Source organism: Actinospica durhamensis, assembly GCF_018139695.1.
Taxonomy (GTDB): Bacteria; Actinomycetota; Actinomycetes; order Streptomycetales; family Catenulisporaceae; genus Actinospica; species Actinospica durhamensis.
This window is the reverse complement of sequence record NZ_JAGSOG010000115.1, coordinates 1-24,994: the sequence shown is the minus strand read 5'-3', so window position 1 is coordinate 24,994 and position 24,994 is coordinate 1. Positions and strand designations below refer to the sequence as shown.

The window sequence follows — 24,994 nt, the reverse complement described above, 5'->3', positions numbered from 1 at the left end:
GCTCCCGGCCACCGACGCCCCGCCCCCGCCCAGTCTGGCCAGCCTGACGGAACGTGAGCGCGAGGTGCTGATCCTGATCGCACAGGGCATGTCGAACGCGGAGATCGCCGGCCGGCTGGTGCTGTCCGAGGCCACGGTCAAGACGCACGTGGGCAGGATCCTGATGAAGCTGGAGCTGCGGGACCGGGTGCAGGCTGTGGTGCTGGCCTACGAGACGGGCTTGGTCAGGCCTGCGCGATAGTTTCTACATCTTGCCGAGCAAGCCGCGATCTACCTGGCAGGGTGGACGGAGTAAGACCTCAGCTTCGCCGGGATGCCGTCGCGGTGCGGGCCGTTGTCGGGGTCGAGTTCGCGCAGCATCCGGCGGGCGTCGTCGACCAGGGCGCCGTAGACCGACCAGACCAGCGTGGGCGCGCCCTCGTCCGGCTGCATCGCGTTGGCCGCCTGGCGGGTGTGCGGCTGCGCCTTCTTGATCCGCTCGCTCAACTCGTCGTAGACCTTGGGGCTGGCCTTGTCCGGGATCTGCAGGCGGCCGAACGCGGCGAGCGCCTTGGCCGTGTCGTCGAGCAGCGTGGCCATCTCCTCGGGCACCACCCGCATCGCCTCGGGCACGATCGAGTTCTCGGACCGCATGTCGCTCAGCCCGCGCATCAGGCTATTGAGCTGGGTGGAGACGTGGTCGAGCGCGATGGCCGCCTCGTCCACCCGGTGCACCTCGCCGAGGTGCGCGCCGCGGCGGGGGTGGAAGCGCACCGCCTCCTCGGCCTGCTGGGCGATCTTGCGGGCGTCGCGGGCCTTTCCGGACAGCTCCCGGCTGCGCGCGAGCCAGTTCCTGGCCTGCTCGTGCGTCCAGTCCCCGCGCAGCGCCTTGGCCACCCGGGCGGCGTGGGTGGACAGGTCGTCGGCGAGGTCGGCCAGCTCCTTGGCGGCGGTGCGGGAGAAGGCGGGCGGGGCGATGACCGCGTTGACCGCGACGCCGACCGCTGCACCGATGACGCTGTCGTAGATGCGGTCGATGCCGTACGCGCTGCCGAAGCTCAGCACCAGCAGGCCGGTGATCGCCACCTGGTTGACCTGCGTGCCCAGCCGCAGCGTGCGCCCGAGCACCAGGCCGGTGACCACGACCAGGGACATCGTGCCCACGTTCACGCCGAGGGCCGCGCCGATGCCGAGTGCGCCGAGCATGCCGGCCACGATCCCGGCCGAGTACTGCACCGCCCGCCAGATCGACTGGTAGACCGTCACCTGCACGGTGACCAGAGCGGCCACCGAGGCGAGCACGGGCTTCTCGACGTGGAAGAGTGCGACCGCCGCCTCCCAGCCGAGCGCGGCGGCCGCGGCCGCCTTCGCCGTCTGGGCGAAGGCGTCGCGTTCGCGCACGAACCAGTGCCGGAACCCGTGCAGCTGGACCGAGCGCAACATCTGGGCGATCGCGCCCTCGTGCTCCTCGCCGCCGGACCTGCCGCGGTCCGTCAGCGCTCGCACGAAACGGCCGTCACCCGAACCCATGGGCAGATCCTAAGATCCCCTCGGCGAAAGTGACAGCCAGCGCGTACGCTTGGGTCCGAGATCCGAACGGTACCCCCGCCGGGGGACTGGAACGGAAAGTCAAGCTGTGAAGGTGAGGTGACGCCCGGTGAGCGGCGCACCGCTGAGCGAGGCGCACGACGTACGGGAACGGCCCGGGCGCTTCGCGGTCGGCGTGATCGGCACCGGCCGGGTCGGCTCCGTGCTCGGCGCCGCGCTCTCCCGGGCCGGACACCGCGTGGTCGCGGCCAGCGCGGTCTCCGACCGCTCCCGCCGCCGCGCGGCCGAACTGCTGCCGGGCACCCCGCTGCTGCCCCCGCCCGAGGTCGCCGCGGCGGCCGAGCTGCTCGTGCTCGCCGTGCCGGACGACGTGCTGCCCGAGCTGATCGGCGGCCTGGCCGAGACCGGGCTGCTGCGCGCGGGCCAGACCGTGGTGCACCCCTCGGGGCGGCACGGCATCGGCGTGCTCGAGCCGGCCCGCACGGCCGGCGCCCTGCCGCTCGCCCTGCACCCGGTGATGACCTTCACCGGCACGGACGTGGATCTGGCCCGGCTGACCGGATGCAGCTTCGGCGTCACCGCGCCCGAGGCCTTCCGGCCGATGGCCGAGGCGCTGGTGGTGGAGATGGGCGGCGAGCCGGAGTGGATCGCCGAGGCCGACCGGGCGCTCTACCACGCGGCCCTGGCCTTCGGCGCGAACTACCTGACCACGCTGGTGGCCCAGTCCGCCGACCTGCTCGCCCGGATCGGGGTGGGCGCGCCCGGCCGGATGCTCGGCCCGCTGCTCGGCGCCACCCTCGACAACACCCTGCGATCCGGGGACGCCGCGCTGACCGGCCCGGTGGCCCGCGGCGACGCCGGCACCGTGGCGGCGCACCTGGAGGAGCTCGCCCGCGTCTCCGGCAGCCGGGCCGGGGACCCGCTGGTCAACGCGTACCTCGCGCTGGCCCGGCTGACCGCGGACCGCGCCCTTGAGGCCGGCCTGCTGGCCCCGGAGCGGGCCGGGGAACTGCTCAAGGTCCTCAACGACGACAGGGCTCAGTCATGACTCTCAACCCCCACGAGACGGTACTCGTGCACACCCGGGCGGACCTCGAGGCGGCCAGGGCCGGGCGTCCCGGCGACGTCGCGGTGGTGATGACCATGGGCGCCCTGCACGAGGGCCACTCCGCGCTGATGCGGGCCGCGCGCCGGACCGCCAAGACGGTCGTGGTCACCGTCTTCGTCAACCCGCTGCAGTTCGGGCCGAACGAGGACTTCGACCACTATCCGCGCGCGCTCGAGGCGGACCTGAAGCTGTGTCAGGAGGCCGACGTGGACGTGGTCTTCGCACCCACCGTGGACGAGGTCTACCCGGGCGGGGACCCGCTCGTGCGCGTCGTGCCCGGCCCGATGGGCGAGCGCTACGAGGGCGCGCACCGGCCGGGGCACTTCTCCGGGATGCTCACCGTCGTCAACAAGCTGATCAACCTGACCGGACCGGACTACGTGTTCTTCGGTGAGAAAGACGCCCAGCAGCTGGCCCTGGTGCGCCGGATGGTGCTGGACCTGAACCTCCCGGTGGACGTGGTGGCGGTGCCGACCGAGCGCGAGGCCGACGGCATGGCCCGCTCCAGCCGCAACCGCTACCTCTCCGCCCAGGAGCGCGAGAGCGCGGCGGCCCTGAGCCGCGCCCTGTTCACCGGGATCGCCCAGCGCCGGCCGGACGAGATCCGGGACGCGGCCCGCGCGGTGCTGACCGAGGCCGGCCGGGCCGAGCCGCCGGTCGTGCTCGACTATCTCGCCCTGGTCGACCCGCGCGACTTCACCGAGATCCAGGACTCCGACTACTCCGGCCCGGCCGTGCTCGCGGTGGCCGCGAAGGTCGGCACCACCCGGTTGATCGACAACCTCCCGTTCGAGATCGGAGGCTGACCCGTGGCTGCCCGCCCGGCGATACCTGTACGTCGCACCCGTCTGCTCGCACCCGAACCCGGCTGGACCGCCTACGCCGACACGGTCGTGGTCGGCTCCGGCATAGCCGGACTGACCGCCGCCCTCGCCGCCCGGCACGCCGGCTCGGTACTGCTGGTGACCAAGGCCAGGCTCTCCGACGGCTCCACCCGCTGGGCCCAGGGCGGGATCGCCGCCGCGCTCGGCCGCGGCGACACCCCCGAGGCCCACCTGGCCGACACCCTCACCGCCGGCGCCGGACTGTGCGACGAGGCGGCGGTGCGGGCGCTGGTGACCGAGGGCCCGGCGGCGGTGCGCCGGCTGATCGACCGCGGCTTCAAGTTCGACACCGCCGAGGACGGCCGGATGTCGCTCGGCCGTGAGGGCGGGCACCACGCCGACCGGATCGTGCACGCCGGTGGCGACGCCACCGGCGCCGAGGTCTCCCGCGCCCTGCTGGCCCGGCTGGACCAGCTGCCGGACGAGATCGAGGTGATCGACCACGCGCTGGTCCTGGACCTGCTCACCGACGCCGACGGCCGCGCGGCCGGGATCACCCTGCACGTGATGGGCGAGGGCGCGCGCGACGGCGTCGGCGCGATCCGCTCCCGCGCGGTGGTGCTGGCCACCGGCGGCCTCGGCCAGGTCTTCAACGCCACCACCAACCCGGCCGTGGCCACCGGCGACGGCGTCGCGCTCGCGCTGCGGGCCGGGGCGAAGGTGGCCGACCTGGAGTTCGTCCAGTTCCACCCGACCGTGCTCTGGCTCGGCGAGGGCGCCCGCGGCCAGCAGCCGCTGATCTCCGAGGCGGTGCGCGGCGAGGGCGCGTTCCTGGTGGACGCCAAGGGCGAGCGGTTCATGCCCGCCCTGCATCCGATGGCCGACCTGGCCCCGCGCGACATCGTGGCCAAGGCCATCATGCGCCGGGCCATGGAATCAGGGCTCGACCACCTCTGGCTGGACACCCGGCACTTCGGCGAGGACAAGTGGCGCGGGCGGTTCCCGACGATCTGGGAGTCCCTGCAGTCGCACGGGATCGACCCGGTCAGGGACCTGATCCCGGTCGCCCCGGCCGAGCACTACGCCTCCGGCGGCGTGCTCACCGACGCGTACGGCCACACCTCCATCCCGGGCCTCTACGCCTGCGGCGAGACCGCCTGCACCGGCGTGCACGGCGCCAACCGGCTGGCCTCGAACTCGCTGCTCGAGGGCCTGGTCTTCGCCGAGCGGATCGGGAGCGACCTGGCCCGGGCCTTCGGCCCCGAGGGCGACCCGGCTCCGGGCGAGCCGGTGGCCGACCCGCGCCCGGCGGTGCTGCTCTCGCCCACCGTGCGCGGTGCCACCCAGCAGGCGATGAGCGCCGGCGCCGGCGTGCTGCGCAGCGCCGCGTCGCTCGGCAGCACGGCGCGGCTGCTCGAGGAGCTGCGCGAGCACACCGACACGCAGCCGCGGGCCGAGGCCTGGGAGGCGACGAACCTGCAGCAGGTGGCCGTCGCCCTCGCCGCGCTGGCCGGCCGGCGCGAGGAGACGCGCGGTTCGCACTGGCGCGAGGATTACCCGAAGACGGACGACGCCCGGTGGCGGGTGCGGCAGGTGCTGTCGGCACAGGCCGATGGCTGCACGGTGACAGAGGAGAACGTGGCCTGATGAGCACGAGGACGATGGCGGACAAGCTGCACGACGAGCGGGTCGCGGAGGGGCTGCGGGCCGGCGGTCTCGACCCCGAGCACATCGCCGCGCTGGTCCGGGCCACGGTGCTCGAGGACCTCGGCGGCGGCGTGGACGTGACCAGCGAGGCGACCGTGGACGCCGAGGCCCACGCGGTGGCCGACTACACCGCGCGCAAGCCGGGCGTGGCCGCGGGCATCTTCGTGGCCGCCGCGGTGCTCGACCTGGTCTCCGGCGGCGAGGCGCGGTTCGAGTTCCCGGTCGAGGACGGCGCCCGGGTCGAGGCAGGCACGGTGTTGTTCACCGCCCGCGCCCGCACCCGGGACCTGCTCACGGCCGAGCGCTCGGCGCTGAACCTGATGTGCCACATGTCCGGCATCGCCACCGTCACCCGGCAGTGGGTGGACACGGTGGCGGGCACCGGGGCGCAGATCCGCGACACCCGCAAGACCACCCCCGGCCTGCGGCTGGTGGAGAAGTACGCGGTGCGCTGCGGCGGCGGGATGAACCACCGGATGTTCCTGTCGGACGCCGGGCTGGTCAAGGACAACCACGTGATCGCGGCCGGCGGCGTGGTCGAGGCCTTCGACGCGGTCCGGGCCAAGTTCCCCGGCCTGCCGATCGAGGTCGAGGTGGACACGCTCGAGCAGCTGCTCCCGGTGGTCGAGGCGGGCGCCGAGCTGATCCTGCTGGACAACTTCACCCCCGAGCGCATGCGCGCCGCGGTGATGCTGGTGGGCCGCAACGAGCCCTACGGCCGTACCCGGCTCGAGGCCAGCGGCGGGCTGACGCTGGATCAGGCCAGGGCCGTGGCCGAGACCGGTGTGGACTACATCTCCGTCGGCGGGCTGACCCACTCCGCCCCGATTCTCGACATCGGCTGCGACTTCCGCTGAGGCCCGCCACGGCCCCGCACCCCGCCCCGTCCGCCCGCTTCCCGAAAGACACCCGAAGATGCTGCTCACCATCGACATCGGCAATACCCACACGGTACTCGGCCTGTTCGAGGGGTCGGAGATCGTCGAGCACTGGCGCATCTCCACCGATCCCCGGCGCACCGCGGACGAACACGCGGTGCTGTTCCAGGGCCTGATGAACAACCATCCGCTGGTCGGGCGCACCGGTGTGGACGGGATAGCCATCTGCTCCACCGTGCCCTCGGTGCTGCACGAGATGCGCGACATGATCCGCCGCTACTACGGCGACATCCCGGCGCTGGTGGTCGAGCCCGGGGTCAAGACCGGCATGCCGGTGCTGGTGGACAACCCGAAGGAGGTGGGCACCGACCGGATCATCAACGCACTGGCCGCCGTGCACCTCTACGGCGCCCCCTGCATCGTGGTCGACCTCGGCACGGCCACCTCCTTCGACGCCGTCTCGCGCAAGGGCGAGTGGATCGGCGGCGCCATCGCCCCCGGCATCGAGATCTCGGTCGAGGCCCTCGGTGCCCGCGGCGCCCAGCTGCGCAAGATCGAACTCGCCCGCCCCCGCAGCGTCATCGGCAAGAACACCGTCGAGTGCATGCAGGCCGGCATCCTCTACGGCTTCGCCGGCCAGATCGACGGCGTGGTCAACCGCATGGCCGAGGAGCTCGCCGACGACCCCAACGACGTCACCGTCGTCGCCACCGGCGGCCTTGCCCCCCTCGTGCTCGAGGAGGCCGAGGTCATCGACGAGCACGAGCCCTGGCTCACCCTGATCGGCCTGCGCCTGGTCTACGAGCGCAACATCGGCGTCTCGGGCTGACCGGGCCGTTCCCCCACTCCCCGTATCCTGGCCCCATGACCTCCGAGCCCAGTGCCAGCGCGACCGAAACAGCCTTCGACGAACCGGAGCAGATCCGGGTGCGCAAGGAGAAGCTGGAGCGGCTGCGGGCGAAGGGGGTGGAGGCGTACCCGGTGGGGTATCCGCGCACGGCGACGATCGGGCAGGTGCGGGAGCGGTTCGCGGGGCTCGGGGTGGACGAGGCGAGCGGGCAGACGGTGTCGGTGGCGGGGCGGATCCTGCTCTCGCGTACCGGCGGGAAGCTGTGCTTCGCCACGATACGCGAGGGTGAGGCGGAGATCCAGGTGATGGCCTCGCTCGACCGGCTCGGCGAGCAGTCGCTGGCCGACTGGAAGGCGGATCTCGACCTCGGCGACCACGTCGGGGTCACCGGCGAGGTGATCACCTCGCGGCGCGGGGAGCTGTCGATCCTGGCCACGTCCTGGACGCTGACCTCCAAGTGCCTGCGGCCGCTGCCGGACAAGCACAAGGGGCTCTCGGACCCGGAGGCGCGGGTGCGGCAGCGCTACGTCGACCTGATCGTGAACCCCGAGGCGCGCGAGATGATGCGCAAGCGCTCCGCGATGATCCGCTCGATCCGCGACACCATGCACGGCGAGGACTACATCGAGGTCGAGACGCCGGTGCTGCAGAAGACGAACGGCGGCGCCACGGCCCGGCCGTTCGAGACGCACATCAACGCGTACAGCATGCGGCTGCTGCTGCGTATCGCCACCGAACTGCCGCTCAAGAAGCTGATCGTGGGCGGGGCCGAGCGGGTCTTCGAGATCGGACGGCTGTTTCGCAACGAGGGCGCGGACTCCACGCACAACCCTGAGTTCACCACCATGGAGTGCTACGAGGCGTACGGCGACTACGGCACCCAGGCCGAGCTGACGCGGCGGGTGATCCTGAACGCCGCGCTCGCCGTCAACGGGCACACCAAGGTCACCGGGCTCGACGCGCACGGGGTCGAGCACGAGATCGACCTGGCCGAGCCGTGGGGCGAGGTGCACGTCTACCCGGGCCTGTCGGAGAAGCTCGGCACCGAGATCAACCCGCAGACCTCGGTGGCGCGGCTGCGCGAGCTCGCCGACGCCGCGGGGGTGCCGCACGACCCGAAGTGGAGCCACGGGCAGATCGTGCTGGAGATGATCGAGCGGCTGCTCGAGGAGAGCGTCGTCACCCCGACCTTCATCATGAACTACCCGACCGAGGTCTCCCCGCTCTCGCGCAGGCACCGCTCGATCGAGGGCGTGGCGGAGAAGTGGGACCTGTTCGTCTTCGGCCGGGAGATCGCCACCGCGTTCTCCGAGCTGGTCGATCCGGTCGACCAGCGCGAGCGGCTGACCGAGCAGTCGCGGCTGGCCGCGGGGGGCGACGCGGAGGCGATGGAGCTGGACGAGGACTTCCTCGCGGCGCTGGAGTACGCCATGCCGCCGACCGGCGGGATGGGCATGGGCATGGACCGGCTGATCATGCTGCTGACCGGCCGCAACATCCGCGAGACGATCCTGTTCCCGCTGGTCAAGCCCTCGTCCTGAGCACGCTGCGGGGATCGCGGGGGCCGGTGTCCGACCCCCGCGTTTCGGCGCGTACAGTGACCGGCATGGTGGCGGATCTCGAATCGCTCATACCGTCGGCCTGTCTCGCGGTCGGCTTCATCCTGCTGATCCGCGCGATCCTGAGGAATCAGAACCCGCAGCGGCGCGCGGCGGCCAAGGCCCGCGAGGCCGCGGCCGAGGCCGCGGATCCGCGTATCAAGACCGACCAGAAGCTGCCGAGCGAGCTCAAGTCGCGCACGGCGCGCAGCCCGAAGAAGCCTGCGGCCAAGCAGCCGTAGCCCGTTTGTCGCGCGTTACTTGACCAGTCGGCGTACCCGCGGCAGCACCGAGGCCGGGGCCGAGCCGTCCGAGGGCAGCCGGTCCGAGCCGACCTGGGCCAGGGCCCGGGCCAGCGCGCGCGGGCTGGTGGCGCGGGCGGCGTGGTCGTCGGCGAGCATCTCGACGAGTTCGGCCACGGCCGCGGTGGCCCGGCGGGCCGGCGGCAGGAACGGCAGCGCGGATTCCCAGGCCACGAACGGCTGGATGATCAGCTCGTGCCGCCCGACGGCGTGGGCCCGCTCGTGCGCGAGTACGGCCGCGAGTTCCTCGGGGCCGAGGCTCTCGATCGCCCCGTGCGTCACCACGATCCGCGGCCGCGGGCCGGGCAGGCAGTAGGCGGCCGGCTCCGGGTGGTCGAGTACGAGTACGCCGTCCCCGTCGATCCAGGACAGCAGGTCCACCGCGTCGCGCTGGCGGCGCAGCTGCCGCTCGATCCGCACGGTGTTGGTCAGCAGCACGCCGAGCAGCCAGGTCAGCAGCACGGCCGCGCCGGCCAGCCCGCCGAGGTTGAGCAGGGTCCAGTCCCGGCCTAGGGGGTCGAAGCCGAGCAGCAGCAGGCAGCTGACGGCGCTGAGTCCGCCGAGCAGGCCCACGGCCTGCCACAGCGCGATGGCCCGGCGCGGATACCGGCTGGGCCAGTGTGCCCGGGACAGGCGCTCGGGCACCGGCCAGGCGAGCACCACGGAGATGAACGCGGCGACGGCCGCGAGGAGGGAGAGCATCCCTGCGCTCAGCCGCTGGCGAGCAGTTCGCGCAGGACGGCCTTCTCCTCCTCGGAGACGGCTCCGGCGAAGTGCACCAGGGCCGAACGCCGATCAGAGGTGGTGCCGAGGGCTTCGAGCATGGTGTTCGCGATCAGCTCGGCCCGGGTCGTGGTGGCCGAGTAGCGGTAGGCGCGGCCCTGCCGGACCCGGGTGACGAAACCCTTCGCGCCGAGACGGTCCAGGACCGTGAGGATCGTGGTCACTGCGGGTGCGTGCTCACGCGGCAGTACGTCGACGATCTGGGTCGCGGGTACCGGCTCCGGTGTGTTCCAGAGCACGTCCATCACCGCGCGTTCGAGTTCCCCTAGCCGTGCCATGAGGTCTACTCTACCGATGAAAGAAGTTCTACGGTACGTAGAAGTTAGGTGGCCCGCATGTCCGGAGTGGACGCGGCACGGATCGAGACCGCTTTCTCCCTCTCCTTCCACATACTCTTCGCCGTCTTCGGCGTCGGCATGCCCTGGGTGCTGCTCTACACCGAGGGCCGCTGGCTCAAGACGGGCGACGCGACCTGGTACGCGCTGACCCGCAAGTGGGCCCGCGTCACGGCCGTGCTCTTCGCCATCGGCGCGGTCTCGGGGACCGTACTCTCCTTCGAGTTCGGCCTGCTGTGGCCCACTTTCATGGCCACCTACGGCGGCGCCATCGGGCTGCTGTTCACCCTGGAGGCCTTCGCCTTCTTCCTCGAGGCGATCTTCATGGGCCTCTACCTCTACGGCTGGAAGCGGCTGACCCCGAAGGCGCACTGGCTCACCCTCTGGCCGATCGCCATCTCCGGCACACTCTCCACGCTTTTCATCGTCTTCGCCAACTCCTGGATGAACGACCCGGTCGGGATCGGGGTGAGCCACGGGCGGATCACCGCGGACCCGGCCGCGATCTTCCGCAGCGCCAGCGGCTGGTCCGAGGTCACCCACATGTTCGTCGCGGCCCTGATGTGCACCGGCGGCGCGGTCGCCGGCGTCTACGCCTGGGGCATGCTGCGCGGACGCCGCGACCGCTACCACCGGCTCGGCCTGAACGTGGGCCTGTGGACGGTGTTGGGGCTCACCCCGGTACAGATGTTCCTGGGCGACTGGTCGGCCCGTGTGGTCTCCACCACCCAGCCGCTGAAGCTGGCCGCGATGGAGGCGGTCTCCCAGACCGGCACGCACGTACCGCTGACCATCGGCGGGTACTACGACCAGAACACGCACAAGATGATCGGCGGGATCCCCATCCCGGACGGCCTGTCCCTGCTGCTCGGCTACAGCGCGAACACCAAGGTGACCGGCCTGGACTCGGCCACCGCCGCGGACACGCCGCAGGTCGCGGTGGTGCACCTGGCCTTCGACTCCATGGTCGGCTGCGGCAGCCTGGTCTTCCTGATCGCCGGGCTGGCCGTGCTCACCTGGTGGCGCCGCCGTCGCAGCGGCCTGACTCCGCGGATCCCGCACACCCGGTTCTGGCTGTGGGCCGCGATCGCGACCGGCCCGGCCTCCGTGATCGCCATGCTCGGCGGCTGGGAGGTGACCGAGGGCGGACGCCAGCCGTGGATCGTCTACGGCCGGATGCTGGTGACCGACGCGGCGTCCAAGAGCGGCGGGCTCGGCTGGAGCGTGCTCGCCACGATCCTGATCTACCTCGGCCTGGCCGCCGCGCTGCTGCTGATCCTGCGCAAGCTCGCCACCGGCGCCCCGCCCGAACTGGCCGGGTCCGACCCCGAGGGCGCGCCGGCTCCCGTCGTCCCGCAAGCCGAGGAGGTGACGGCGTGAACGCCGTCAACGTCATGCTGGTCGTGATGGTGCTGGCCCTGCTCGCCTACGCCCTGCTGGCCGGGGCCGACTTCGGCGGCGGCGCCTGGGACCTGCTCGCGGGCACCGGCAAGACCAAGAAGAGCGCCGAGGATCAGCGAAGCCTGATCTCAGCCTCGCTCGGTCCGGTCTGGGAGGCCAACCACGTCTGGCTGATCTTCGTGATCGTGTGCACCTTCTCCGCCTTCCCGGCCGCCTTCGGCGAGATCGCCACCTCGCTCGAACTGCCGCTCGCGCTGGCGCTGGTGGGCATCGTGCTGCGCGGCGCCGCGTACGTCTACCGCGCGTACGGCGAGGGTGCGTCGCTGCCGGACCAGTGGTGGAGCCGGATCTTCGCCTGCGCCTCGGTGCTCACGCCCTTCATGCTCGGGATCAGCGGCGCCGCGCTGGCCACCGGACGGCTGCGGCCCGGCAGTTCGCCGCTGGTGCCCTTCGAAAGCCCGTTCACGGTGCTGGCCGGGCTGCTCGCGGTGGTGGTCACCGCGTTCCTCGCGGCCGTCTACCTCTGCTACGACGCGGCGCAGCATCCTGACACCCGTCACCTGGTCGCGGTCTTCCGGCGCAAGGCGATGGGCGCGGCAGTGGCCTCCGGCCTGGTCGCGCTGGTGATGCTGCCGTTCTTCTACCACGACGCCCCGGTGGTCGCGCACCGCTTCACCGACCGGTCCCTGCCGCTTGCCGCGTTCTCCGCGGTGTGCGGGTTCGGCAGCCTGGCGGTGCTGTGGAAGCAGCGCTTCCTGCTCGCCCGGGTCACCGCCGCGGCCGCGGTGGTCGGCGTCCTGGGCGGCTGGGCCGTGGCGCAGTACCCGGACCTGCTGGTGGGCCGGTACACGGCGGTGCAGGCCGCCGCCGCGCCCTCGAGCCTGGACGCCATGGTGGTGGCCATGACCGTGGGCATGGCCGTGGTGCTGCCGTCCTTCCTCTACCTGCTCAAGGTGTTCACCGCGCCGGTGTTAGAAGAGCACTGATACCTGCGGCGCCACCGCGGCGCCACCCCGACCGCCATGCGGGAACGCACGGATCGGGGTGGCGTCGGCGTGATCCCCCGTCCGGAGCACAAGCGGGAGCCGGTAAGCTCACCCGGGTGAGTGACGTGGTGGCGATGGATGCGGCAACGGCGGCGAGCGGCATGCTAAACGGGGTCGAGAACTACGACTACGAGCTACTGGCCGAGATTCGTGCCTCTTTCGCCCTGATCGAACCGAACGCGCCGCAGGCCGCGGCCTGGTTCTACGAGCACTTCTTCGCGCACAACCCGCGCTACCGCAAGATCTTCTCCGGCGACCCGGCCGTGCAGCAGCGCCGGCTGTTCCAGGCCGTCTCCCGGATCATCGCCGACTTCGACGACCTCGACGCCTTCCTGCCCTACCTGCGCCGGCTCGCCCTGCGCCACCGCAAGTTCGCGCTGCGGCCCGCGCACTACATCGCGTTCGGCGAGTCGATGATGGCCACGATCGAGGCGTTCACCGGGCCCGCCTTCACCGAGCGCACCAAGGTGGCCTGGGAGGCCGGCTTCGGCCTGGTCGCCAGCGTCATGCAGGAGAGCGCGGCCGAGGCCGAGGCACTGGCCCCGCCGTACTGGGAGGCCGAGGTGACCGAGCACGAGATGCTCGCCCCGGAGATCGCCCGGCTGCGCGTGCGGGTGCTGCAGGACCCGGACCGGCCCGGACCCTACAACTACCGGGCCGGGCAGTACGCGGGCCTGGAGTCGGCCAACAATCCGCGGGTGTGGCGCGATTTCTCCTTCGCGTCGGTGGACACGGACGAGAACCTGGTCGACTTCCACATCCAGGCCGGCCGGGCCGGCGGCCTGAGCCGGATGCTGGTGCACGAGACCAACGCCGGGGACCGGCTGCGCATCGCCGGGTCCGAGGGCGACCTGGGCTTCACCCCCGAGGCCGAACGCCTCGTCGCCGTCGCGCACGGCACCGGCGCCGCGCCGGTGGCCGGACTGGTGCAGGAACTGGTGAACGAGGGCGACGGGCGCGAGCTTTGCGTGCTGCTCGTGGTCGAGGACCCGACCCCCGGCTTCGAGTCCCGGCACTACCTGGCCGAGCACTTCGAGGACCTGGCGCGCCGTCACGGCAAGATGCGGGTGTTCACGGCCCCGGAGAGCCGCATCGCCGAGACCGCCCGCGAACTGCTCTCGCCGGAGCAGCCCTGGCAGGCCGCGGTGCTGGTCGGACCCAGTGTGCTGATCGACTTCTGCCGGGCCGAACTGGTCGACGCGGGCACCCCGCTGGAGAACGTGGCGACCGACCAGTTCGACTAGGACCGGGCCCCTCGATTTTCCCGCCCTTCACCCGCGCGGCGGATGGGCAGCGCACCGCGTAACTGCGAGAGTGCGACGTGTGGCGCTGCGCAGGTTCTCCGAGGGCGGCCCGCGGCCGGACCGGACCGCGCTGCTGTCCCTCGGCATGGTCGTGCTCTTCGCGCCGCTGGCCGCGCTCTGCCTGCTGCCGCTCCTGCTGCTGCTCGGGCTGACCGGCCTGCCGCTGCGGCTCGGCTACGCCCTCTGGGTGCTCACCGCCTGCCTCTACGGACTGCGTCCGGTGCAGTTGGCGCTGGCCAAGCTGCTGTGGCCGGTGCGGCGCCCGACGCAGGGGGAGCAGCAGCGGCTGGACGAGGTCTGGTCCCGGGTGCTGCGCCGCGCCGCGGTTTCCGAGCGGCGCTTCCGGATCTGGGTGGTGGACCTCGCCGACGTCAACGCGCACTGCGTCGGGCGCGACCTGATCTGTGTGACCACCGGCGCCCTGGCCGAGCTCGGTGATCGCGAACTCGCCGGGGTGCTCGCGCACGAGCTCGGGCACCACCTGCGCATGCACACCGCCGCCGCGGCCTTCCTGGTCTGGGTGCTGCTCCCGCTCCAGGCGGTGTCGCTGGTCGGCTCGGGCCTGGCGCTGCCGTTCGCCCGGATGGCCCGCGGGCTCGGCTCGGCCGACGGCGTTGATTGTGTGTTCGGGGCGCGTCGCGCGGCCGTGAGCGTGCTCGCGCGGTTGGAGAGCGGCCTTCGCCTGGTGTTCGCCGCCCCGGGCATGCTCGCCTTCGCGGTGAAGAACGCGGCCGGGCGCACGGCCGAGTTCCAGGTGGACGCGTACGCGGTGGACCTGGGCTTCGGCGCCGAGCTGCTGAGCGCGCTGCGCTGGTTCGAGGCGTGTGCCCAGCCGCCGCAGGTCCAGCCGCTGGTCCCGGGCCCGCGCCGGGCCAGGCACGCCGCGGTGCGCGAGGCGCGGCCCACCCATCCGCCGCTCGAGCGCCGGATGGCCAGGATCACCGCCCGGCTCGCCGTCGAGTCCGCGGCCGAGGTCACGCCGGGTGCCGCCGCGGACGTGGCCTGCGCCGCGGTGCCGGGCCAGGGTGCCGGTCCGGAAGGCCGCCCGGTCTCCCGTACCCTGCTGCCGTGAACGACCTGACAGTACGCCGGGCCCGCACCGGCGACGTGCCTGCCATCAGGCGGCTGATCGACCACTACGCCGCCGATCGGATTCTTCTCGACAAACCCACAGTAACGCTCTTTGAGGACATTCAGGAGTTCTGGGTGGCCGAGGTGGACACCGACGGAACGCTGGCCGGGTGCGGGGCGCTGCATGTGATGTGGCGCGACCTCGCCGAAGTGCGCACGATCGCGGTCTCGCCGGAGTTTCGCGGCCTCGGGGTCGGCCATGCGATTCTGGAAAAGCTATTGGCCACCGCCGGGTGGCTCGGGGTGCGCCGCGTGTTCTGTCTGACCTTTGAGACGCGGTTCTTCGCCGGGCACGGTTTCACCGAGCTCGACGAGTCCGGTGTGGATGCGGGGGTGGCGGCGGAGCTCTCGCGCTCTGCCGACGAGGGTATCGCCGAGTTCTTGGATCTCGAGCGCGTCAAGCCGAATACGCTCGGCAACACCCGGATGCTAAAGCGGCTTTGAGGGCTTGGTCGACCGTTGACCGAGAAAAGTCCGCCGCAGAGTTGAAAGACTCGCTAAACTACGGTTTTCTTAGACTGTGCGGATGCCCGGACCGTGGTCGGGACCGCTATTAGGTCGTCGTCGCCCTGTGCGAAAGGGAAAACAATGGCAAAGCAGACAGTGACCATCGATGACCTCGATCAGACCCCGGGGGCGCGTGAGGTCCATTTCAGCCTGGACAACTACGAGTACGTCATCGACCTGAACGAGAAGAACTTCGAGGCGCTCAAGGGCGTGCTGGCCAAGTACATCGACGCGGCCACCCCGCTGGGCAAGGTCTACCGGGCCACCCCGGCGCGTCCGACGGCCCGCCGCCGTGCCGCCGCCGAGGGCCCGAGCACCTCGGAGATGCGCGAGTGGGCCAAGAAGAACGGCCACGAGGTGAGCGACCGCGGTCGTCTCAACCAGGACGTCATCGACGCCTACCTCTCCGCGCACTGACACCGCGCGGACGGCTGTAGCCAGGTTTCACCCGCGCCGATCCACTCGGCGCCGACGTCTCGAAGCATCACGCAACTCGAAGCAGCACGCAGGGGTTCGGCCTGATCGAACACGGGCGCGGGCGCGGTCTTACCAAAAATCGGGGTCGCGCCCATGCCCCGATGCGACAATCGCGTCCGGAAACGGGGCCGGCGCACCCAGCGGGGGAAACGCTCAAACGCACAAACGCGGTGAACGCACCCGCGGCAATTCCCCCGCCCGGCTCTAATCGCCGGATTCGGCCCGCTGGCCCGGCACGGCCCGGCGCAGCAGCCGCCGCGAGCAGCACTGCGCGATCGTGGCCAGCAGCGCGATCACCTCGGGCGCCGGCGCGTGCTCGTCGTGCAGCCAGACCTTCGGGCGTGCCAGCCGGTCACCCGCGCCATAGCCGCGCAGCCCCAGGTCGATCCCGCCCCACTCCAGCCAGTCGAGCAGTTCGGGCAGGTCGTCGCGGGCGCCGGGGGCGACCAGGTAGAGGCAGGCCGACCCGTCCTCGGACAGGGCCACCGGGCCCGGGGCCAGGGCGGGCTGGCGGTAGCCGATCAGCCGCCGCAGCGCCCACCGTCCGGCCGGCTCGGGCACCCACAGCACGTCGAAGGCCTCGCCGCACTCCAGTACGCTCTCGGCGCCGGGCTCGGCCACCGGGCCTGAGCAGGGCGCGGGCCGGGACGGATGGGTCCGGTACATGCGCCTCAATGTAGAACAACGGGCCCGGCCAGGGCGGCAAGACGGCGCGGTATTGCCCCGCCCGGGTGCGCACGGGGGCGTCCGCCGCGCTCGTTCGCTTCAGGCGTACAGCCACCGCGAGTACCGGCCTGATCTGCGGGAAAACATGTTCCAACAGGGTGTGGCGCCGACGCGTCGGCCCGATTGGCCAGCGCCAGGCACGCACTGTCCCTTAGGGTCGATACCTGGCGACTAGCATTCGGTAGGACAGGCCGGGGTTGCGGTTCCGGGTCGGCCCGGTACTTCCCGACCGCTCCGGGGAGCGAGAAGAGATGTTCGAGAGGTTCACCGACCGCGCACGGCGTGTTGTCGTCTTGGCCCAGGAAGAGGCCAGGATGCTCAACCACAACTACATCGGCACCGAGCACATTCTGCTCGGCCTCATTCACGAGGGCGAAGGCGTTGCCGCCAAGGCCCTCGAATCGCTGAACATCTCCCTCGAGGCGGTTCGGCAGCAGGTCGAGGAGATCATCGGGCAGGGACAGCAGGCGCCGTCCGGGCACATCCCGTTCACGCCGAGGGCCAAGAAGGTCCTCGAGCTCTCCCTGCGCGAGGCCTTGCAGCTCGGCCACAACTACATCGGCACCGAGCACATCCTGCTCGGGCTCATCCGCGAGGGCGAGGGCGTGGCCGCCCAGGTCCTGGTCAAGCTGGGTGCCGACCTCAACCGGGTGCGGCAGCAGGTCATCCAGCTGCTGTCTGGCTACTCCGGCGGCAAGGCCGAGGCGACCGCCGGGGCTCCCGCCGAGGGCACCCCCGCGACCTCGCTGGTGCTCGACCAGTTCGGCCGCAACCTCACCCAGGCGGCCCGCGAGGGCAAGCTCGACCCGGTCATCGGGCGCGAGAAGGAGATCGAGCGGGTGATGCAGGTGCTCTCCCGCCGGACCAAGAACAACCCGGTGCTGATCGGGGAGCCCGGCGTCGGCAAGACCGCCGTCGTGGAGGGCCTGGCCCAGGCGATCGTCAAGGGCGAGGTGCCCGAGACGCTCAAGGACAAGCACCTCTACACCCTCGACCTCGGCGCCCTGGTGGCCGGCTCGCGCTACCGCGGTGACTTCGAGGAGCGCCTGAAGAAGGTGCTCAAGGAGATCCGCACCCGCGGCGACATCATCTTGTTCATCGACGAGCTGCACACCCTGGTGGGTGCGGGCGCGGCCGAGGGCGCGATCGACGCGGCCTCCATCCTCAAGCCCATGCTGGCCCGCGGTGAGCTGCAGACGATCGGCGCCACCACGCTCGACGAGTACCGCAAGCACCTGGAGAAGGACGCCGCGCTCGAGCGCCGGTTCCAGCCGATCCAGGTGGCCGAGCCCTCGCTGGCGCACGCCATCGAGATCCTCAAGGGCCTGCGCGACCGGTACGAGGCGCACCACCGGGTCTCGATCACCGACGGCGCGCTGGTGGCCGCGGCCACCCTGGCCGACCGCTACATCTCCGACCGGTTCCTGCCGGACAAGGCCATCGACCTGATCGACGAGGCCGGCTCGCGCATGCGCATCCGCCGCATGACCGCGCCGCCGGACCTGCGCGAGTTCGACGAGAAGATCGCCACCGTCCGCCGGGACAAGGAGTCCGCGATCGACGCGCAGGACTTCGAGAAGGCCGCCGCGCTGCGCGACCAGGAGCGTCAGCTGCTGTCCGCGAAGGCCAAGCGGGAGAAGGAGTGGAAGGACGGCGACATGGACGTCGTCGCCGAGGTGGACGAGGAGCTGATCGCCGAGGTCCTGGCCACGGCCACCGGCATCCCGGTGTTCAAGCTGACCGAGGAGGAGACCTCGCGGCTGCTGCGCATGGAGGACGAGCTGCACAAGCGCGTCATCGGCCAGGAGCAGGCGATCAAGGCTCTGTCGCAGTCCATCCGGCGTACCCGCGCCGGCCTGAAGGACCCGAAGCGCCCGGGCGGTTCGTTCATCTTCGCCGGCCCGTCCGGCGTCGGTAAGACCGAGCTGGCCAAGACGCTGGCCGAGTTCCTGTTCGGGGACGAGGACGCGCTGATCCAGCTGGACATGTCCGAGTTCTCGGAGAAGCACACCGTCTCGCGCCTGTTCGGCTCCCCGCCCGGATACGTCGGGTACGAGGAGGGCGGGCAGCTGACCGAGAAGGTGCGCCGCAAGCCGTTCTCCGTCGTGCTCTTCGACGAGGTGGAGAAGGCCCACCCGGACATCTTCAACTCGCTGCTGCAGATCCTGGAGGACGGTCGGCTGACCGACTCCCAGGGCCGGCTGGTGGACTTCAAGAACACCGTCATCATCATGACCACCAACCTCGGCACCCGGGACATCTCCAAGGGCTTCAACCTCGGCTTCGCGGCCGTGGGCGACGTCAGCACCGGCTACGAGCGGATGAAGGCGAAGGTCAACGACGAGCTCAAGCAGCACTTCCGGCCCGAGTTCCTCAACCGCGTGGACGACACCATCGTCTTCCCGCAGCTGACCGAGGACAACATCATCCAGATCGTGGACCTGATGATGGCCAAGGTGGACGAGCGGCTCAAGGACCGGGACATGGGCATCGAGCTGACCCAGTCGGCCAAGCAGCTGCTGGCGAAGAAGGGTTACGACCCGCTGCTCGGAGCCCGTCCGCTGCGCCGCACCATCCAGCGGGAGATCGAGGACAACCTGTCCGAGAAGATCCTGTTCGGGGAGCTGCGTCCGGGCACCATCGTGGTGGTGGACGTGGAGGGCACCGGCCCCGAGGCGAAGTTCTCCTTCGCCTCCTCGCCGAAGTCGGCGCTGCCTGGCCTGACCGTTCCGGCCGACCTGGTGCCCGGCGAGACGGTGCCCGCCGAGGTCACCGACGCGATCCCGGAGAACTGATCCGGTCATGACACCGCCCCCGTCGCGCGCAGCGACGGGGGCGGTGACGTGAGAAGGAGTCTGCTGAGAACCTCATGAGGTCCGGGAATCGCTTGCCGGATCGGGGAATCGGCGGCGCCGTGTCAGAAGCCGAACCAGCGCCGGACCGAACGCAGCGGCGCGAGCAGCGAGAAGCGGCGCGGTCCCTGCGAGGTCACGGCGGTGCCGGAACGCGGTGTGATCTCCCGCAGCAGCGCGGTGGCCTGTGCCACGTCCCGCTGCGTCGGGGCCGGCCGGGTGGCCGTCGCCGTACTTGCCGGGGCCAGGGCGGCCAGATGCCGCTCCAGCCGTTCGCTCGAGCTCGCCGAAGGTTCGCGCGCGAGTTCGGGTACATACGCGGCACGGCGGGCAGCGGCGAAGTCCCGTCTCCGCGACGGGCCCGGCCGCTCGTTCCCGATCAAGGGATGGTCCATGCCTGATACGCCCACGATGCAACGGTACCCCACGCGTGCCCGGGTGTGACAGGTTCCCTTCCGCTTGTTGCCGATCCGCGACGAAGGATGGGGGATTCTTTACCCGGACAGACCGGCCGATCATCAGAGTACGTATAAGATCTGGTGCGAAGCGCGGTTCATGATGTACATTCCGTGTCTGGCCCGGTGCAATCGGTGGAGGCACGGGCGGCGGTACCGCTCACAACGGTAAGTGACGTGATCGGGGTTGAGACATGGTGGATCAGGGCTTGGAAGGACACATACCGCTGTCCGCCCTGCGTCCGATGTATCGCGCCCTGGCCGCGGTGAATGCGGCGGTAGGACTGGACGAGACCCTGCAGGCCATTGCCGACGGCGTGGCCGCGTGCACCCCGTTCCAACACGTCGTGGTGAAGGTGGTACGGCCCGGCGGTGACCTCGAGGTCACCAACGTCGCGGGTCCGGAGACCCTGCGCGAGATGATGGTCGGCAAGCTGGTCCCGGGCGACGTGATGAAGCGGGCCATGCAGGACGCCGAGGAGTGGGGCAGGCTCTACTTCCTCCGCAGCTTCGACGTCTTCATCGAGGAGAACGTCACCGTCCACACCCCCGAGGAGCTGCCCACCCACAGCTCCGACCCCGACATGTGGCTGGCGCCCTACGGCCTGATGGCGCCGATGTACGGCCCGGGCCAGGAGCTGGTCGGGGTCATCTCGGTGGACGTGCCCACGGACGGGCGGATGCCCCGGGCCTGGGTGCGCGAGGTGCTCGAGGCCTTCTCCGAGCAGGCCGCCATAGCGATCGTCAACGCCAACCGCCATGAGGCGGCCACCGCCCGCATGCAGCGCCTCGAGCGCGAGCGCGAGGCCCTGCGCAAGGACATAGCCCAGCGGCAGGCGCACGAGGCCGACCTGCGCCACCAGGCCAGACACGACCCGCTCACCGGGCTCGCCAACTCCACCGAGCTGCGCGAACGCCTCGCCGACCTGGTCGCCGACCAGGTGCCGCTGGCCGTCTACTTCTGCGACCTCGACCTGTTCAAGAACGTCAACGACAACTTCGGCCACGCCATCGGCGACATGGTGCTGCGGCACGTGGCCGACCGGCTGCGCAACGCCGTACGCGGCGGGGACATCGTGGCCAGGCTCGGCGGCGACGAGTTCGTGGTGGTGGCGGTGGACGTGGGCCGGGCCGAGGCCTACGCCCTGCTGGACCGGCTCGACCAGGCCTTCGCCCATCCGGTGACCGTGGACGGCCACCCGCCGCAGCTGGTCGGCGCGTCCCTCGGCATCGCCTACGACCAGGGCCTCGAGCAGGCGGACCTGGTGGCCAACGAGCGGGCCGAGGAGCTGCTGAGCGCCGCCGACAGCAAGATGTACGCCAGGAAGCGCTCGCGCGCGGCCATCAGCAGGCTGACCGCCCAGGCGTGGCCGCATTAGAGCCCTGTCGGGCCCTGGTAGGCGTGTAAGTTCCAAGCGGGATCGGGAAGTCCGTCGGCTTTACGAAGAATTGCCCCGCGAGCACATCCGCTCGGCCGACGGATGACACGTCAGTCCGCCGCCGGCTCGGCCGCGACCTCGGCTACTTCAGGGACCTCCGCCGAGTCGGTCGAGGCGCCGGCCGTGGCCGTCTTCGGCGGCTCGGCGGATGTGACCTTCGCCACCACCTCCACCGGCCGGGTGTGCGCGATCGCGCCGGGCGCGACGTACGGCGCCTGCAGCCGGATCACCGGACCCGAGCCCACCCGCACGTAACCGCGGCCGGCCGACAGCTGCCGGGCGCCGCCGAGTTCGAGGGTGCCGCCGAACAGCGCGGTCGAGGTGGCCGAGTCCACCGAGCCCATCGCCACCCGCACGGTCAGCTGGGCCCGCAGCGCGCTGCGCAGGCCGAGCACCCGATCGGTGCGGGCGGTGGCGAGGACCAGTACGTCGGCGTACCTGGCCTTGCGGGCCAGCGAGGCGAGCATGTCCTCGATATCGCCGCGGCCGAGCCGGGCCGCGGCGTCGATCAGCTCGGGCAGCCCGTCGATGCACAGCCAGAGCGCGTCGGTGTGCTCGATCCGGTCCGGCTCCGCCGTGTCGCCCGGGCTGTCCGGAGACGGGACCCGGATGACCGGGATGTCGGTGGTGTCGGCGTTCTCCACCGCGGCGAGCTCGGCCCGCTTGTGTTCGGCCCGGCGCTCGCACTCGAGGCCGACCCAGTCGAGCAGCTCGAGTGCCCGGGCCGGGTCCTCGACGACGCCGCGTACGCCGGGGCGGCCGCGCACGTCCTCGTAGCCCTCGGTCTGTTCCACGTCGATGACCGCGACCTGCTGCCCGCGCGCGAGCGCCTGGCCGAGCAGGCCGCGCAGCACGTTCGTCTTGCCGACTCCGTGGTCGCCGACCACCAGCAGGTGCGGGTTGGGGCACGGTGAGCCGACCCGCCAGATCACCGGAGCGACCAGTGCGGTGTGCCAGCCCTCGGGCAGTTGCCTGCCGCGCCCGGTGGTCGGCGCCGGGGCGGGTTTGTCCGCCTCGTCCGGCAGCACCACCGGGATGAGCCGGCCGGCCGAGTCGGGGTCGGTGATGCCCAGGACGTACTCGATCTCGGCCACCGGCCACTGCTGGCAGGACAGGCCGGAGATGAGCGGCGGCAGCACCCGCACGTGCAGGTGGTTGCCCTCCTCGTCCCAGTCGTAGAGGAACTCGTTGGACCGTCCGACCTTGCCCTCGATCGCCCGTTCCACCTTGGCCCGGTACTCGGCCTCGCCGTCCCGGACGTACTGCGAGTAGTCGACCTTGAAGGACGTGAGCCGGTCGGCGTCGTCGAAGTCCCAAGCGGTGAACGCGTCCCGATAGCCGCCGCCCGGCTTGAAGTGCTGGTCGGGATCGTGTTCGTCGTGCAGATAGGGCACCAGGCCGTTGTAGACCGCCTGCAGCCGGGCGATGTGCTCGGCGCTCTCGGGATCGGCGCCCTTGTGTGAAGTGTCGCGGCCGAGCCAGCCGGCCCCGCCGAGGTAGGCGAGGGCCAGCAGGACCGGGCCGTATGGGGCCACGGCCAGCCCGGACAGCAGCGCGAGGCCGAGGATGGCCTGGATGCGCCGTCGGTCTTTGGACCCGCCGGTGTACCAGCGCTTGAGCCGGCCGGCGCCGCGGCGGGTGCCGCGCGCCACCATCACCACCGGGTAGCAGATCTCCTTCAGCCTGGCCCACAGGTCCCTGATGAACTGGCTGGTCCAGGTCAGGAACCTGTGGTGCAGCACGGCCTCGTTGAACCGGGCCACAGGGGCACACTCGCGGACGCTGTGGCCGATCCTGCTCCACAGGGAGTCCTCGGCGCGGGCGGAGGGAGACACGGGATTACGGCCTCGCTCCGGCTAGAAGTGCAGACCGCTGATGAAGCCGGCGATCGAGTCCGTGCTGTTGCGGATCGACGAGGCGATGGAGGTCGAGGCGAGGTAGAACCCGAACATCATGCACACGATCAGGTGCGAGACCTTCAACCCGTCCTTGCGGAAAAGGATGAAGACGATGACTCCCAGCAGGAGTACCCCCGAAACCGACAGGACCATGATCTTGCTCCTCTACACGGACGCACGAACCTCGAAGGGCCGTAGGGGTGTGCCCGCCATCTGCTTGCGCAGCTGCACGCCGCTCTGGGCGTTGAGAATGAAAATGGTTGGCACGTTCACCAGGGATTCTTTCAAGGCGGAACACACCTTAAAACCGTCAATCGGGTGGCTTTGTCCTGGTTGTCACCCTTTTGGTCCCGTTGGAGGGTGCGCCCGATCGTGGAGATTCACTGGAAAGAGAACGTGCTCCGTCCCCTAGACGGGTGAGGAGGTGTCAACCCCTTCACCGTTACGGAGTACCGCGGTCACCTGCAGGTCCGCGTCCAGGACCACCAGGTCGGCCTGCTTGCCCACCTCGATGCTGCCGATCCGGTCCGCCAGGCCAAGGGCCCGGGCCGGGGTGAGCGAGGCCGAGACGGCCGCGTCCACCAGCGGGACCCCGGCCAGGCGCACGGTGTTGCGCAGCGCGGAGTCCATGGTCAGGGTGGACCCGGCCAGCGAGTCGCCCTCCGCGAGCCGCGCCTCCCCGTCGCGCACCCGCACCGTGAGCGGACCGAGCGGGTACTCGCCGTCGGCCATGCCCGCCGCCACGATCGCGTCCGTGATCAGGGCCACCCGGTGGGCCCCGGCCGCCGAGAACATCAGGCTGACCACGGAGGGGTGCACGTGGATGCCGTCGTTGACGAGCTCGCCGATCACCTGCTCCTGCTCGAGCAGGGCGGTGACCGGGCCGGGCTCGCGGTGGTGCACCGGGCGCATGGCGTTGAACACGTGCGTGCCCACCGGCGCGCCGAGCTCGATCGCCTGCCGGGTCTGGTCGTAGGTGGCGTCGGTGTGGCCGACCGCCGCGATGACGCCGGCGTCGGTCAGCAGCCGCACCGCGTCGAAACCGTGCTCGAGCTCCGGGGCGACTGTGATCATGCGCACAGTGCCGTCCCCCGCCCGCAGCAGCCGCTCCAGGTCCGCCCGGGCCGGAGGGCGCAGCAGCGCCGGGTCGTGCGCGCCGCAGCGGCTCTTGGAGATGAACGGCCCCTCGAGGTGCAGCCCCGCCAGCACGCCGTCCTGCACCAGGCCGGACAGCTCGCCGAGGTGGTGTTCGAGATCTGCCATCTCCGCCGTGACGGTGGAGGCGAGCAGGGTGGTGGTGCCGTGCCCGAGGTGGAACTTCGCCGCCAGCAGCGCCTGCTGGGCGTCTCCGGCCGTGAACGCCGCCCCGCCGCCGCCGTGCACGTGCATGTCCACGAAGCCCGGGACCAGGTAGTCGCCCTCGAGGTCGCGCACCTCGGTCTCCGGCCCAACCGTCGGCGGCTGCTGCGCGGCGTCCGTGGAAACCCCGGTGATCAGTCCGTCCTCGACGCACACCCAGCCGCCCTCGACTATCGCGCCGGGCAGGACCAGATGAGCGTTGCGCAACAGAAGCGAGGGCATGGTTACCTTCTTCGGGACGGCTTAGTGGTATAGACCATAGCGGATCTCGGGCGCCCCTGTCTCGACCCGGCCGGGGGCCGGACGGGTGCGGGACTATCCTGACAGGCATGGAACGCCAGGATTCGGACGCGGACACCGCGCTCGCGCAGCTGCCCGCGCCGCGTCCGGAACCCGGGGACGCGGCGAATCAGGCCCCGTCGACCGAGCCCGCGGACGCGCCGGACGCGCCCGATGCGCCGGACGCCCAAGACCCGGCGGACACCCC

Annotated in this window: 24 protein-coding genes; 16 read left to right on the top strand and 8 right to left on the bottom strand. The window is 71.2% G+C overall.

Features of this window, described 5'->3' with window-relative positions; translation table 11 throughout:
* Nucleotides 1–241, top strand: a 241-nt coding sequence (locus KDL01_RS21810; RefSeq protein ID WP_212530412.1) for a response regulator transcription factor, incomplete at its 5' end; no start/stop codon positions are given.
* A 29-nt stretch (nucleotides 242–270) separates the two neighbouring features.
* Here KDL01_RS21810 and KDL01_RS21805 read toward each other — a convergent pair.
* On the bottom strand, nucleotides 271–1,509 hold the full coding sequence (locus KDL01_RS21805; RefSeq protein ID WP_212530411.1) for an FUSC family protein: 1,239 nt from the start codon (nucleotides 1,507–1,509) through the stop codon (nucleotides 271–273).
* A 127-nt stretch (nucleotides 1,510–1,636) separates the two neighbouring features.
* Between KDL01_RS21805 and KDL01_RS21800 the strand changes: the two genes are divergently transcribed.
* From KDL01_RS21800 to KDL01_RS21770, 7 genes are all read left to right on the top strand, one after another.
* The gene (locus KDL01_RS21800; RefSeq protein ID WP_307846500.1) at nucleotides 1,637–2,575 is read left to right on the top strand and encodes a Rossmann-like and DUF2520 domain-containing protein; all 939 of its coding nucleotides are present in this window, start codon (nucleotides 1,637–1,639) and stop codon (nucleotides 2,573–2,575) included.
* Nucleotides 2,572–3,441 (top strand): pantoate--beta-alanine ligase, encoded by an 870-nt coding sequence (gene panC, locus KDL01_RS21795; RefSeq protein WP_212530410.1) that lies wholly within the window; start codon nucleotides 2,572–2,574, stop codon nucleotides 3,439–3,441. Before KDL01_RS21800 ends, panC begins: the two co-directional genes overlap by 4 nt.
* A 3-nt stretch (nucleotides 3,442–3,444) precedes the next feature.
* Nucleotides 3,445–5,106 (top strand): L-aspartate oxidase, encoded by a 1,662-nt coding sequence (locus KDL01_RS21790; RefSeq protein WP_307846498.1) that lies wholly within the window; start codon nucleotides 3,445–3,447, stop codon nucleotides 5,104–5,106.
* Nucleotides 5,106–6,023, top strand: a complete 918-nt coding sequence (gene nadC, locus KDL01_RS21785; RefSeq protein ID WP_246576775.1) for a carboxylating nicotinate-nucleotide diphosphorylase — start codon at nucleotides 5,106–5,108, stop codon at nucleotides 6,021–6,023. The genes KDL01_RS21790 and nadC overlap by 1 nt, the downstream gene beginning before the upstream one ends.
* Nucleotides 6,024–6,081: 58 nt before the next feature.
* On the top strand, nucleotides 6,082–6,873 hold the full coding sequence (locus KDL01_RS21780) for a type III pantothenate kinase (protein ID WP_212530409.1): 792 nt from the start codon (nucleotides 6,082–6,084) through the stop codon (nucleotides 6,871–6,873).
* Nucleotides 6,874–6,908: 35 nt separating this feature from the next.
* Nucleotides 6,909–8,435: a bifunctional lysylphosphatidylglycerol synthetase/lysine--tRNA ligase LysX gene (gene lysX / locus KDL01_RS21775; protein ID WP_212530408.1), complete on the top strand. Its 1,527-nt coding sequence runs from the start codon at nucleotides 6,909–6,911 to the stop codon at nucleotides 8,433–8,435.
* 65 nt (nucleotides 8,436–8,500) lie between these two features.
* Nucleotides 8,501–8,734, top strand: a complete 234-nt coding sequence (locus tag KDL01_RS21770; protein WP_212530407.1) for a hypothetical protein — start codon at nucleotides 8,501–8,503, stop codon at nucleotides 8,732–8,734.
* Nucleotides 8,735–8,749: 15 nt separating this feature from the next.
* Here the strand turns inward: KDL01_RS21770 and KDL01_RS21765 are convergent, their stop codons facing one another.
* Both KDL01_RS21765 and KDL01_RS21760 read right to left on the bottom strand, forming a co-directional pair.
* A complete protein-coding gene (locus KDL01_RS21765; protein WP_212530406.1) occupies nucleotides 8,750–9,496 on the bottom strand; it encodes a M56 family metallopeptidase in 747 nt (248 codons plus the stop codon).
* A gap of 8 nt (nucleotides 9,497–9,504) precedes the next feature.
* Nucleotides 9,505–9,855 (bottom strand): BlaI/MecI/CopY family transcriptional regulator, encoded by a 351-nt coding sequence (locus tag KDL01_RS21760; RefSeq protein WP_212530405.1) that lies wholly within the window; start codon nucleotides 9,853–9,855, stop codon nucleotides 9,505–9,507.
* 57 nt (nucleotides 9,856–9,912) lie between these two features.
* On the opposite strand from KDL01_RS21760, the gene KDL01_RS21755 reads away from it, so the two are divergent.
* The 6 genes from KDL01_RS21755 to KDL01_RS21730 all read left to right on the top strand — a co-directional run bounded on the left by KDL01_RS21755 (nucleotide 9,913) and on the right by KDL01_RS21730 (nucleotide 15,718).
* Nucleotides 9,913–11,292: a cytochrome ubiquinol oxidase subunit I gene (locus KDL01_RS21755; RefSeq protein ID WP_212530404.1), complete on the top strand. Its 1,380-nt coding sequence runs from the start codon at nucleotides 9,913–9,915 to the stop codon at nucleotides 11,290–11,292.
* A complete protein-coding gene (locus KDL01_RS21750; protein WP_212530403.1) occupies nucleotides 11,289–12,299 on the top strand; it encodes a cytochrome d ubiquinol oxidase subunit II in 1,011 nt (336 codons plus the stop codon). The genes KDL01_RS21755 and KDL01_RS21750 overlap by 4 nt, the downstream gene beginning before the upstream one ends.
* A 116-nt stretch (nucleotides 12,300–12,415) precedes the next feature.
* The gene (locus KDL01_RS21745; protein WP_212530402.1) at nucleotides 12,416–13,603 is read left to right on the top strand and encodes a globin domain-containing protein; all 1,188 of its coding nucleotides are present in this window, start codon (nucleotides 12,416–12,418) and stop codon (nucleotides 13,601–13,603) included.
* A gap of 79 nt (nucleotides 13,604–13,682) precedes the next feature.
* Nucleotides 13,683–14,735, top strand: coding sequence for a M48 family metalloprotease (locus KDL01_RS21740; RefSeq protein WP_212530401.1), 1,053 nt, complete (start codon nucleotides 13,683–13,685; stop codon nucleotides 14,733–14,735).
* Between the two features lie 5 nt (nucleotides 14,736–14,740).
* Entirely contained in the window at nucleotides 14,741–15,238 is a 498-nt protein-coding gene (locus KDL01_RS21735) for an amino-acid N-acetyltransferase (RefSeq protein WP_246576777.1), read from the top strand.
* A gap of 144 nt (nucleotides 15,239–15,382) precedes the next feature.
* Nucleotides 15,383–15,718, top strand: a complete 336-nt coding sequence (locus KDL01_RS21730; RefSeq protein ID WP_212530399.1) for a histone-like nucleoid-structuring protein Lsr2 — start codon at nucleotides 15,383–15,385, stop codon at nucleotides 15,716–15,718.
* A 264-nt stretch (nucleotides 15,719–15,982) separates the two neighbouring features.
* Here KDL01_RS21730 and KDL01_RS21725 read toward each other — a convergent pair whose 3' ends face one another.
* The gene (locus KDL01_RS21725) at nucleotides 15,983–16,444 is read right to left on the bottom strand and encodes a hypothetical protein (protein ID WP_212530398.1); all 462 of its coding nucleotides are present in this window, start codon (nucleotides 16,442–16,444) and stop codon (nucleotides 15,983–15,985) included.
* A 311-nt stretch (nucleotides 16,445–16,755) separates the two neighbouring features.
* Between KDL01_RS21725 and KDL01_RS21720 the strand changes: the two genes are divergently transcribed.
* The gene (locus KDL01_RS21720) at nucleotides 16,756–19,299 is read left to right on the top strand and encodes an ATP-dependent Clp protease ATP-binding subunit (RefSeq protein WP_246576774.1); all 2,544 of its coding nucleotides are present in this window, start codon (nucleotides 16,756–16,758) and stop codon (nucleotides 19,297–19,299) included.
* Between the two features lie 122 nt (nucleotides 19,300–19,421).
* Here the strand turns inward: KDL01_RS21720 and KDL01_RS21715 are convergent, their stop codons facing one another.
* The gene (locus KDL01_RS21715) at nucleotides 19,422–19,751 is read right to left on the bottom strand and encodes a hypothetical protein (protein WP_212530397.1); all 330 of its coding nucleotides are present in this window, start codon (nucleotides 19,749–19,751) and stop codon (nucleotides 19,422–19,424) included.
* Nucleotides 19,752–20,020: 269 nt separating this feature from the next.
* Here KDL01_RS21715 and KDL01_RS21710 point away from each other — a divergent pair, with 269 nt between their 5' ends.
* Entirely contained in the window at nucleotides 20,021–21,190 is a 1,170-nt protein-coding gene (locus KDL01_RS21710) for a sensor domain-containing diguanylate cyclase (protein WP_212530396.1), read from the top strand.
* 110 nt (nucleotides 21,191–21,300) lie between these two features.
* Here the strand turns inward: KDL01_RS21710 and KDL01_RS21705 are convergent, their stop codons facing one another.
* The 3 genes from KDL01_RS21705 to nagA all read right to left on the bottom strand — a co-directional run bounded on the left by KDL01_RS21705 (nucleotide 21,301) and on the right by nagA (nucleotide 24,729).
* Nucleotides 21,301–23,085 carry an FtsK/SpoIIIE domain-containing protein gene (locus KDL01_RS21705; RefSeq protein ID WP_212530395.1) on the bottom strand — a complete coding sequence of 595 codons (1,785 nt, stop codon included), beginning with the start codon at nucleotides 23,083–23,085 and terminating at the stop codon, nucleotides 21,301–21,303.
* A gap of 21 nt (nucleotides 23,086–23,106) precedes the next feature.
* Nucleotides 23,107–23,301, bottom strand: coding sequence for a DUF2304 domain-containing protein (locus KDL01_RS21700; protein WP_212530394.1), 195 nt, complete (start codon nucleotides 23,299–23,301; stop codon nucleotides 23,107–23,109).
* 255 nt (nucleotides 23,302–23,556) lie between these two features.
* Nucleotides 23,557–24,729 carry an N-acetylglucosamine-6-phosphate deacetylase gene (gene nagA, locus KDL01_RS21695; RefSeq protein WP_212530393.1) on the bottom strand — a complete coding sequence of 391 codons (1,173 nt, stop codon included), beginning with the start codon at nucleotides 24,727–24,729 and terminating at the stop codon, nucleotides 23,557–23,559.
* Nucleotides 24,730–24,994 lie beyond the last annotated feature (265 nt).

Bases quoted from the DNA above. Each gene is read 5' to 3' on its own strand.
- KDL01_RS21805 (WP_212530411.1), bottom strand. From the start codon at position 1,509: ATGGGTTCGGGTGACGGCCGTTTCGTGCGAGCGCTGACGGACCGCGGC.
- panC (WP_212530410.1), top strand. From the start codon at position 2,572: ATGACTCTCAACCCCCACGAGACGGTACTCGTGCACACCCGGGCGGAC.
- nadC (WP_246576775.1), top strand. From the start codon at position 5,106: ATGAGCACGAGGACGATGGCGGACAAGCTGCACGACGAGCGGGTCGCG.
- KDL01_RS21780 (WP_212530409.1), top strand. From the start codon at position 6,082: ATGCTGCTCACCATCGACATCGGCAATACCCACACGGTACTCGGCCTG.
- lysX (WP_212530408.1), top strand. From the start codon at position 6,909: ATGACCTCCGAGCCCAGTGCCAGCGCGACCGAAACAGCCTTCGACGAA.
- KDL01_RS21770 (WP_212530407.1), top strand. From the start codon at position 8,501: ATGGTGGCGGATCTCGAATCGCTCATACCGTCGGCCTGTCTCGCGGTC.
- KDL01_RS21765 (WP_212530406.1), bottom strand. From the start codon at position 9,496: ATGCTCTCCCTCCTCGCGGCCGTCGCCGCGTTCATCTCCGTGGTGCTC.
- KDL01_RS21760 (WP_212530405.1), bottom strand. From the start codon at position 9,855: ATGGCACGGCTAGGGGAACTCGAACGCGCGGTGATGGACGTGCTCTGG.
- KDL01_RS21755 (WP_212530404.1), top strand. From the start codon at position 9,913: ATGTCCGGAGTGGACGCGGCACGGATCGAGACCGCTTTCTCCCTCTCC.
- KDL01_RS21730 (WP_212530399.1), top strand. From the start codon at position 15,383: ATGGCAAAGCAGACAGTGACCATCGATGACCTCGATCAGACCCCGGGG.
- KDL01_RS21725 (WP_212530398.1), bottom strand. From the start codon at position 16,444: ATGTACCGGACCCATCCGTCCCGGCCCGCGCCCTGCTCAGGCCCGGTG.
- KDL01_RS21720 (WP_246576774.1), top strand. From the start codon at position 16,756: ATGTTCGAGAGGTTCACCGACCGCGCACGGCGTGTTGTCGTCTTGGCC.
- KDL01_RS21715 (WP_212530397.1), bottom strand. From the start codon at position 19,751: ATGGACCATCCCTTGATCGGGAACGAGCGGCCGGGCCCGTCGCGGAGA.
- KDL01_RS21700 (WP_212530394.1), bottom strand. From the start codon at position 23,301: ATGGTCCTGTCGGTTTCGGGGGTACTCCTGCTGGGAGTCATCGTCTTC.
- nagA (WP_212530393.1), bottom strand. From the start codon at position 24,729: ATGCCCTCGCTTCTGTTGCGCAACGCTCATCTGGTCCTGCCCGGCGCG.